This is a genomic window from Rheinheimera sp., assembly GCF_020217005.1.
Classification (GTDB): domain Bacteria; phylum Pseudomonadota; class Gammaproteobacteria; order Enterobacterales; family Alteromonadaceae; genus Pararheinheimera.
This window is the reverse complement of sequence record NZ_JAIWOI010000247.1, coordinates 1-10,000: the sequence shown is the minus strand read 5'-3', so window position 1 is coordinate 10,000 and position 10,000 is coordinate 1. Positions and strand designations below refer to the sequence as shown.

The following is a 10,000-nucleotide window of genomic DNA, read 5'->3' as shown; positions in this document are numbered from 1 at the left end:
TCCTTGAGCTGAAAAAAGCCTCTTTAACCTGTCTCGAGCTGGATTCTGAATCGACTGTGCCAGTGCGGCTTGCCTGGTCTGTACCAGCGAAGTTTATGTAAGCCAAGCGGATAACAAAAAATGCGCACTGACAAAAACTGATTAAATTAATTCACTTGAATTGCGAATCATTCTTGTTTAGTCTGTGCGCCTTTATTGTTGCTTTGAGGCTGTTATGTTGTCCTTACGCTCTCCTTCGTTATTAGCTATTGCAGTTCTTACTGCTTTGAATTCCATTGCTGCTAATGCCCAGCTGTCAGATCAAAAGCGGTCTGATCAAGAACATGCTGAGCAACAGTCCTCAGATAAACAGCAAGTGGACAAAGAACTGGAAGTGATAGAGGTCAAGGGTAGGGCTCAGACGTTATACCGTGCGTCACAAAGCAGTGTAGGCACCAGAACAGATACAGATTTAGAACTGGTGCCACAAAATATTCAGGTGTTGCCAGAAGCCTTGATTCGTGATCAGGCGGCTCGTCAGATCACAGATTTATACCGCAGCATGAGTGGTGTCAGTGCTTTTAGTTACTCAGGTGTCACCTTCCGCGGTTTCCGCCAGGACGAGATTTTATACGACGGTGTAAGAGGCGATCCTTTTAATGGTTTTGCTGTGCCTCAGTTATTTAACGTGCAGGAAGTGCAGTTATTAAAAGGCAGTAGCGGCGCTTTATACGGTAGTAGCGCTCCTGGTGGTTTAATTAACTACGTCACTAAAAAGCCACAACGCACCGCGAAAAACCAACTGGAACTAGGTTTAGGTAATGATGATTACTGGCAGGGATCGCTTGAGCTGAGTGGGCCACTCACAGAGCAACAAGCCTATCGTTTTGGTTATTACCGCGATTCTGAGCAGCCGTTTCGCTGGAACACCAAAGTTGAAAACGACATTCTGGATCTGGGCTATCTGATTGATCTGACCGATAGCACTAGTCTGACGCTGCAATACAATGCTGTGACTCAGGATTATCAGGGCGCGCGTTTACGGGGTGTGCCTACAGATGATCAGGGTAATTTCCTCGGTGACAGAGCCTGGAACCATAACGAAGCCACAGATTTCCAGTCATTAGAAGCAGATGTATGGCAGGTGCGGGCCGATCATGAATTTAACAGCAACTGGCGCACCGATCTGACCTGGCGCCATTATGATAATACCGAACTGCAAAACTATCATGAACCTTTCTGCAGCTTTGATACAGATGGTGACGGAGTGGTGGATTATTGCCGCCGTCAGTTCCGGGATCAGCGCCGCGAAAATACTGCAGACAGTATCACCTGGAACAATATAGTGGAGTTCAACACAGCGGGTTTGAATCACCAGTTGTTAATTGGTGCTGACACTATGACGCAAGACTCCTACTTTTTAGGCCGCAATGTAGCGCCGATAGAGCAGGGCGGTAAGGCTTTGGGTATAAGTCTGATTAATCCTGTCTATGGCCTGACTTCGGCTGCTGATTATGATATCGACAGCATTAAATCTACGCCTACAGACACTACTGCTGTGCGTCAAGGTTTTTACTTGCAAGACCAGGTCGATTTAACGGCCAGCTGGAATCTGTTGCTGGGTCTGCGCTGGGACAGTTTTGAAGATAAAAACAATGTGGCTTCGTCTAAAGTGGATGGCAACGACAGCTCCTGGCGTGTCGGGTCTACCTATCAGTTGACCGACTGGGTACGTTTGTATGCACTCAAAGGCACAGGCTTCAGTCCGCAGGCCAGTGCGTCTCAGGTGCCTGAGGTGGGTGGGCCTTTTGAGGCTGAGCAGTCCAGCATTGTCGAAGCTGGAGCGCGTTTTTCTTTGTTGGACGACGCTATTCGCCTGAATCTGGCCACTTATGAAATGATCAGAAATAACATACTGCAGGCTGACCCTCGTGGTGATGTCGGCGGTGATGGCCGTGACGATCAAATCGCCTTGGGAGAAGTCAAAAGTAAAGGCGTGGAAGTGGACTTGTTAGGCGACTTAACTGACTCCTGGGTACTGAATGTAAATTACGCGTACAACGATACCCGTATTGTCGAAAGCACCAGTGCTATTACTAATGCGGTGGGTGACAAATTTGCCAATGCGCCACAACATCAGATTGGGGTATGGAGCCGTTATGAGCTGAGCAGTATCAATTCAGCCATAGCAGCCGGTATGGATTATGTTAGCGATCAGCTAAGCATTGATGGTCAGCATGTAAAATCCTACACCGTCTTTGATATGAGCTGGCAAAGCCGCTGGCAGCAGTGGTTGTTTCAGGCCAATGTGAAAAACCTGTTCGATAAAACTTACGCCACTGCTGGTTTTATTGAACGCACAGGGCACTTTCCCGGTGAACCACGCCGTTTAATAGTCACCGCCAGTTATCAGTTCTAAGCTGGCTATGACTGCAAAAACCTGGTTTAAGCTACATTCTTTTGCTGGTTTTGCTTTTGGCATTTTGATGCTGCTGGTTTGTCTGACCGGCACTCTGGCTGTGGTCAGTCACGAAATTCAGTATCTGTCAGATCAAAAATACCGGGCCTTGTCTGAACGACAGGGCCCTGTGCCCTGGCAGCTGTTGGAGCAAAATTTAGCCAAAGCTTATCCTGACTATCAAATCAGTAATGTCAATGTGCCAGAGCAATGGTATTTGGCAGGGACTGTAAGTTTAAATGCAGGCTCGGAATTTAAATTTGTTTATTTTGATCCCGCCTCCGGCGCCTTAACTGGCGAAGGCCCATGGGGCACTGTGTCACGGTTTTTACGCAATATCCATATGTACCTGTCGCTGGGGTCCACCGGCAAAATTGTGGTGACCAGTTTGAGTTTTTTACTGCTGATTATTTTGGTTAGCAGTTTTTATGTCTACCGGCAGTGGTGGCGTAAAGGTTTTCAGCTACCTTCAGGGACTAAAGCCTCCAGCCGTACGTTTTGGTCGGACTGGCATAAATGGACAGGCGTCTGGTGTTGGGGTTTTATTCTGCTGATGTTCCTGACCGGGCTTTGGTATTTCACCGAACACTTTTTGCTGAAGTTTAAAGTGGAGCATTATCCAAAAGCGCCCAAGCTGGAACAGCCGACAAAACAGCAGTTTTTGTCTTTAACAGAATTAATGCAGGCTGCGCAAAAGGCCAGACCAGAACTGGATATCAGAGCGCTGAATTATCCACAGTCCGACAAAGCACCTGTGGTGGTGACAGGTCAGGATGATACGCTGCTGGTGCGTGACAGAGCCAACCGCATTTACCTGCATCCGGTGACAGCGCAAGTGCTGAAACTACAAAAAGGCGGTGAATTAAAACCTGTGGCCTACATCTCAGATATGGCTGACCCTTTGCATTTTGGTAACTTTGCCGGGCTTGGCGTGAAGCTGCTGTACTTTGTATTTGGGCTGGGTTTTACCTTTTTAGTGGCAGGTGGACTTTGGATGCACTGGCTGCGTACCAAAAGGCAGCAACCGGAACTGATACGCTGGTTAGGCTGGACTGGTGCTGTTTCGTCTGCGTTAGTGGTCACAGCCTTAGTGGTGACTTCAGTGCAGTTCTCACAACGTGAAGTAGAAAACCTGCCTTTGTCACCGCTGTTGGGGTCATTGCTGCCGTCTTAAGCATCAGCAGTGGCTGAACCTACAGGCAACTGCAATCGTGCCACAGCGCCACCTTCTGGCCTGCTGATGCGCAAAAACACACCGCCATGCTGATGGGCTACCCTGGATACTATGGCCAGGCCTATACCATGATGAGATAAGCCATCAGGACTGGGTTGCTGATTACTGTGCCAACCGGCGCCATCGTCGCAAATGTCGATCAGGCAATCCGTGTCCTGCAGTCTTAGTTCAATCCAGACTTTGGTATGACAATACCGCAACGCATTGCTTAATAAATTGGATAAAGCCCGTTGCAGTAGTTTTTCATCGGCCTGAATACTGACGACTGGTCCGGCAATCAGCTCTATTTGATGTTCTGTATTGGCAGAAAATTTATCGATCAGCTGTTGCAGTAACTGTGACAGCGCCACCTGACTCAACTGCAGGTCGGAGCGGAAATCCTGTTGCGCCAACCGCAGATAATCGTACACATTGTCCTCTATTTCCTGCAGGTTGCGACAGACTTGAGCATACTGAGCTTGGCTGATATTTGACTCCAGACTGAGCATAATAAAACGCATCCGCGCCAGCGGAGTTTTAATGTCATGGCAAACGGTATCGGCCATTTCTCTTTGCAGTGAATTTAAGTCCGCTATGGTTTGATTCATCCGGGTTAACGACTGAGCTAAAGGCTGCAGGTAAGATTTTGGACTGAGCTGAAAAGCGGGCAGATGCCCTAGTTTGATTTCCTGTAAAGCGTTCATTCTTAAGGTTTCTACGTCTCGGAACAGGTTGCGGCTCAGCCAGAATAAACACAGAAGTAGCAGCAGGATAAACACATGGGCCAAATCGATGCTGAAGTCGGTACCGTCGGGTAAATTTAGCTGGCTTAAACAGAGCAATTCACCTTCAGGCATTTCGCTGCACATAGAGGCGTTGCCCTGGCTGTCGCGCATTACTTCAACTGCATAGATGAAGTTGGGCTGAGGCTGCCACATACCAGCCGGATAAGTGACAAATAAACTATTGGTACAGTCTTCTGTTTCCGAGACACGGCAATTGAGCTTGTCTTGCTGGCTGTACTGGTGCACATGCTGCAGCATGGTTTGAGCAGCATCCGCGAGATCATCGCGTTGATAAACCCAGCTATAAAGCTGATTCAGGCTGAAAAACAGCAGTAAAACTACTAACACTATGCCAAGGTAAAAGCGTAGCAGGGTATAACTCATGGCTGTGGCTCCACAGCTTCAGCGTAACTGATACGATAACCCTGACCCCAGACCACCTGCACATTCCAGCGATCATCCACAACCTGCAATTTTCGTCTTAGTCTTGAGGCCCGGCCGTCCATGGTTCTGTCCGTACCATCATATTCGCGGGTCAGTTGCTCCCGGAATAAACGTTCACGGCTGACGGCTATGCCATAGTTATCCAGTAAAGTCAGCAGCAATTGTAACTCGGCGTTGGTCAGGCAAATATCCTGACCTGCCAGCACCACATGGCCTGACACTCTGTCTACTGTTAAGTTGTGTTGCTTTAGCACAGGTTGTGGTTCGGCACTTGCGTGCTCAGGTGGCAAAAAGATACGGATTTTGGCCAATAAAATACGCGGATCCAGCGGCTTAAGCAGATAATCCTGAGCGCCCAGTTCCAGCCCCTGCAGTACAGAGGCCACAGAAGTTTGCGCCGTCATAAACAAAATAGGCCCTTTAAATTGCTGACGGATTTGTTTGACCAAATCAAAACCACTACTGCCTGGCAACATCACATCACAAACTATTAAATCAAAACCTTGTGCCAGGATCAGCTTTTTGGCTTTGAGCGCGTTACCACAACTACTGACCTGATAACCTTCAGACTGCAAAAAATCCACTACCAGCCTGGATAATTCCAGGTCGTCTTCGATCAACAATATTTGCTGCATCAGGGATTCCCCCAACTATTGCGGCTGCGTTTTAATAGTTGATCGCTTGCGTTCAAATCCACTTGCAGCACCTTGATCTGACGTTCAGCTAATAACTCGCCTGTAGTTAGGTTTCGCAGTTCAAAGCTGGTATGTTCTGTCAGTTCCAGCTGCAAATGTTGGTTGATACTGGAAGCGCAGAGTAAAGGTGACGGATCCGCTTTTTTATATAAGCAGGCTTTACTGTCTTGTTGCCAACTGACCTTTAATTTCAGTACGCAGGCTTCGTGGGCATGATGCAGGCAGAGTCTGGGCTGCAGGCTAAAATCAGCTGCAGCAGCCACAGAGATAAAACTCCGGAGTAATAAAAGCAAAGCTAAAGTACGAAGAGCCATCATTAATCCTGCATCTGTCTGGTGGTTTTTTCTCTGAAATTATTGACTGATAGTGCAGTGAAAAGCAGGTTTGGTAAAGCGGGGCCTGGCTAAAAAAACAAGGCCCCTCCAGGTCAGAACTGATATTTCACTTCCACACCATAAGTGCGTGGTGCATTTAGGGAGGTGATAGGTGTACCCAGCGTGTCTGCCGCAAAACCTCCTATAGTTCCGGTGGTTTCATGGTCAGCCAGGTTTTTCCCCCAGAGAGCCAGTTCCCACTGATCATCATTACTGCTCCAGCTTAAGCGGGCATTGATGTTTTTGGTATCTGCAAAATAGACAGGAATAGATTTGGCTATCTCCAGTAAATCCGGGTCGTCCGCTCTGGTATTTTCTTCATAGACGTAATCCAGATGTAGTTTCCAGTAACCACCTGCCCATTGCTGAGCTGCGGTCCAGTCTGCAGTCAGTGTATAAGAATCTGCTGCTGATGTTTTATCTACATCTGTGACCAGTTCGCCATCTGCATTGTAAAACTCTTGCCATTTCGAATCGGTTTTACGATATTCAGTCACCAGACCCAGCTTCAGCTGTTTGGTTGCTTGCCAGTCCAGTACCATCTCCATACCGCGAATATCCTGATCACCATTGATGACTAAAGGGATAGCAACACCTGAATCCGGGCTCTTGCTGCTGACTGATCGCTGGCGGTTGGTCAGATCCATATCAAAGCCCACCAGTTGTAAGCGTAGCTGATCCCATAAATCGGCTTTGTAGCCCAGTTCGAGGTTTTTCACTTCTTCAGGAGCAAAAGGCCGGATAGAAGAACCTGGATCCAAAGAGTCATAACCACCGGATTTATAACCTGTGGAATAAGATAAATAGACCATATTGTTGTCGTTGATCTGATAACGGGTGACGGCACGGCCTGTGACTTTACTCCAGCTTTTGTTGGCGTCGAGGCGTGGCATCAGTGGAAATAAAAAGTCAGTTAAACCAGGCATAGGCTGACCAAAAGATCGCTCTTTAATCTCCCAGCTGAAATCTTTTTCATCCCTGCTATAACGTAAACCTGCGGTAAAACCCCAGTGCTCATTCAACTGATAATCCAGATCAGAGTACAGACCATAGGAGGTGAAATCACCAGTGTTGATAATGTCTTCGCTCCAGAGTTTACCTGCCACTGAAGGACCAAAAATTTCATTGATACCAAGGCCTGCACCAATCAGGTCATAAGTTAAATCACCTGTGGCTTCTATGGCACCCACCAGTTCAGGGCTAAAAGGCGCTGCGCCTAATTGTTCCAGCAAAGCACCTACACTGGGGTCGACCATCGCCATCACACTTAAAATACTGGCCCAGTTTTGTGAATTCCAGATGTGATCGGCTGGTAAACCCATACCACTGATCATCTCTTCCGGCACACCAGCCTCCGTTAAGGCTGAAATCAGCGTACCATTTAAATTAGCAGTCGTCAGTCGCGCTACCGTATCCGACATAATGTTCAGACTGGTTTTCTGATAAACCTTTTCTTTACTGTAGGTAATACCGCCAACATAGCTTAGCTGGTCCTGATGGTAGTTCAGTTGTAACTCGTTGTAGAAAATATCCGAGTCTTCAAAATTGATAGTATCCAGATAACGGGTTTTATCAGCTGTACCGTCTGAGTCATCCCGGCCTGATACTTCCCATTGCCTTTTGCTGCTGATCAGTTTGCCCGACCATTGGTCATTAAAATCGTGCATGATTTTCAGAGAAAATGCGCCCATGTCACGGCGTTCATGGCCGTCTATCACATCATTTTCTATGGTTCTGTCCAATGGGTTCATGCTGTAGGCATAAGGGCTCAGGCCTATAGCAGGTGAATAGCCCTGATCCAGGTCATCCCAATCGTAGCTGAATTGCACTTTGGTATTTGCATCAACCTGCCATAAGGCGGCGAGTCGCGCCGCCTGGTGATTGGTGTTGCCCAGCTCTTCGCCCTGATAGTCAGGATAGATATTGTTGATGTAAGAGTCGCGCTTATTACTCATCAGATTCAGCCGCACGGCAAATGAATCGCTTAGCGCTTTATTTGCCATCGCCTCGTATCGTTGCAGCGAATAATCCCCCAGCGTGGCTTTAATAAATGCTTCGTCATTCTGCTCTGGTGCATTTGGAATAAGATTGACCACACCGGCAGCGGCGTTTTTACCGAACAAAGTACCCTGTGGGCCTTTGAGGATTTCTATGCGTTGCATATCGGAAAACATCACACTTTGGGCGGCACGTGGCAGGTAAAAGTCGTCAAAGAAAATAGCTACCGAAGGGTCGCCCCCTGTGCTGATGTTACTACTCGAGATCCCCCGCATTGTAGCAGTCGCCTGTACCACAGCATCTTTACTAAATTTAAATCCAGGCGTGTAGTCGGCTATATCTCCGAGCAGTACTGAATTGGTTTCTTTTAAATCTGTGGCCGAAATGCTGTCAATGGCGACTGGCACCTCCATCAGATTCTGCACACGTTTTTGTGCTGTAACTGTAATGGTTTCTATGGCTGGTTCGGTGTTTTCTGCCCCGTTTTCAGCTTGTTCTGCTTGCAGACCTGTGCTGTATCCATTGAGTGCTATAGCAATAAAGCAGGCCAGTGGTTTTAGTCTGACTGTAGATTTAGTGCGCTGTTGCGACATGACTGTCTCCCTGTTTTTTGTTTTTTTTCTGAGTGGTCGGGATCGGACTCTGATGTCTCTGCAGACACAACAACCGCAGCTCAAAGACGGATCTCGCTGCATTCGATAGTAACTGCGCTTTGCACTAAATAAAGCGAACTGGACAATTTTGTACACTTTTAGGTTTGAACCCAAGGCAGTGAAAACGCACTCTTAAGGCAACAAAAACCATCCGGACTAATAAAAAAATGGTGCTGCTATGACGTGGAAATTAACTCTGCTGCTAACCTCAATCCTACTGTTGTATAGCTCATCCCTTGCGGCAGAACTCACAGATAAAGCCGCTAGTTGTAACGCCTGTCATGCTGCAGAAAATCAACAGGCGACTAAAGCTCCTGCTTTGGCAGGACAACAACAACCTTATCTGAAAAAACAACTGCTGCAGTTTCAAAGTGGAGAAAGAGGCTCGTCAGCAGAAGACAGCACAGGGCAGGTGATGGCAGCAGTAGCTAAACAGCTAACCGCCGCAGAGGTAGAGGCATTATCACGCTATTTCAGCGCTTTAGCCGCTGACAGGCCCAAGGTGGAATTAAAGGCTGAACAGCAGGAACCGGCACTGCTGGACAAGGGCAGGAGAGTTTACATCGGCTCCTGCGGCGCTTGTCATGGCAATAAAGCGCAAGGCAATCTGGAGTTAAAAGCCCCGGCTTTAACCATACTCAGTCAGGACTATCTGTTATTACAACTGCAGCATTTTCAAACAGGGGTGCGTGGCAGTAATAGCGCTGATAAACCCGGCCGGCAAATGGCGATGATGAGCCGCACTTTATCTGAAGCGGATAAGCAGGCTGTAGTGGCTTATCTGATGACGGGGTTATGATGATGCTCAGTTTCACAGCAGCTTTAGTGCTCAACAGCAGCCTGATTAGCCTGAGTACTCAATGTCCGCCCAGTTTTGAGCTTACCGCACAGAATCAGTGCAAGTTAGTGACCCGATATGATCAGTACGACTCGCTGCATGAGAAAGGCATTGGCGGTACGAAAACGGCCTTGCCCAAGGCCAGAGATGGCTTTAGCCCGGAGCAGATTGATTTAGGTCGTTATCTGTTTTTCGACCCGCTACTGTCGGCCAATCATAAGCAAGCTTGTGCCAGTTGTCATCAGCCTGCTCATGGCTTTAGCGATGGTAAAGCTGTCAGTACAGGCAGTAACGGCGACATAGGCACGCGTAGCGCTCCGGGGTTGTGGAATGTCGGCTTTTTGAAAAAGCTATTCTGGGATGCCCGTGCTGATTCGCTGGAACAGCAGGCACTGATCCCGCTGTTTGCGCCCCATGAAATGGCTAATACCGCAGAGCAGGTGCTGGCAGATTTAACCAGCAGTGCCTTGTATCCGGACTTGTTCCGTCAGGCTTTTCCTCAAAGTACAGAGCTACAGCTAAGTCAGGTAGCAACAGCGCTGGCGGCATTTCAGAGTTCGCTG

At 48.0% G+C, this 10,000-nt stretch carries 8 protein-coding genes; 4 read left to right on the top strand and 4 right to left on the bottom strand.

The window, feature by feature from the left end; all coding sequences use genetic code 11:
- Positions 1–214: 214 nt before the first annotated feature.
- Positions 215–2,398 (top strand): TonB-dependent siderophore receptor, encoded by a 2,184-nt coding sequence (locus LDL40_RS12095; protein ID WP_300995630.1) that lies wholly within the window; start codon positions 215–217, stop codon positions 2,396–2,398.
- 7 nt (positions 2,399–2,405) lie between these two features.
- Positions 2,406–3,611 (top strand): PepSY domain-containing protein, encoded by a 1,206-nt coding sequence (locus LDL40_RS12090; protein ID WP_300995629.1) that lies wholly within the window; start codon positions 2,406–2,408, stop codon positions 3,609–3,611.
- Here the strand turns inward: LDL40_RS12090 and LDL40_RS12085 are convergent.
- The 4 genes from LDL40_RS12085 to LDL40_RS12070 form a co-directional block, all read right to left on the bottom strand.
- A complete protein-coding gene (locus tag LDL40_RS12085) occupies positions 3,608–4,819 on the bottom strand; it encodes a sensor histidine kinase KdpD (RefSeq protein WP_300995628.1) in 1,212 nt (403 codons plus the stop codon). The two genes, LDL40_RS12090 and LDL40_RS12085, sit on opposite strands and share 4 nt — an antisense overlap.
- Entirely contained in the window at positions 4,816–5,514 is a 699-nt protein-coding gene (locus LDL40_RS12080) for a response regulator transcription factor (RefSeq protein ID WP_300995627.1), read from the bottom strand. The genes LDL40_RS12085 and LDL40_RS12080 overlap by 4 nt, the downstream gene beginning before the upstream one ends.
- The gene (locus LDL40_RS12075) at positions 5,514–5,888 is read right to left on the bottom strand and encodes a DUF3019 domain-containing protein (RefSeq protein ID WP_300995626.1); all 375 of its coding nucleotides are present in this window, start codon (positions 5,886–5,888) and stop codon (positions 5,514–5,516) included. The genes LDL40_RS12080 and LDL40_RS12075 overlap by 1 nt, the downstream gene beginning before the upstream one ends.
- Before the next feature lie 113 nt (positions 5,889–6,001).
- Entirely contained in the window at positions 6,002–8,539 is a 2,538-nt protein-coding gene (locus LDL40_RS12070; RefSeq protein WP_300995625.1) for a TonB-dependent receptor, read from the bottom strand.
- 238 nt (positions 8,540–8,777) lie between these two features.
- Here LDL40_RS12070 and LDL40_RS12065 point away from each other — a divergent pair, with 238 nt between their 5' ends.
- Both LDL40_RS12065 and LDL40_RS12060 read left to right on the top strand, forming a co-directional pair.
- Positions 8,778–9,398: a c-type cytochrome gene (locus tag LDL40_RS12065; RefSeq protein WP_300995624.1), complete on the top strand. Its 621-nt coding sequence runs from the start codon at positions 8,778–8,780 to the stop codon at positions 9,396–9,398.
- Positions 9,395–10,000, top strand: a 606-nt coding sequence (locus LDL40_RS12060) for a cytochrome-c peroxidase (protein ID WP_300995623.1), incomplete at its 3' end; no start/stop codon positions are given. The genes LDL40_RS12065 and LDL40_RS12060, both read left to right, overlap by 4 nt.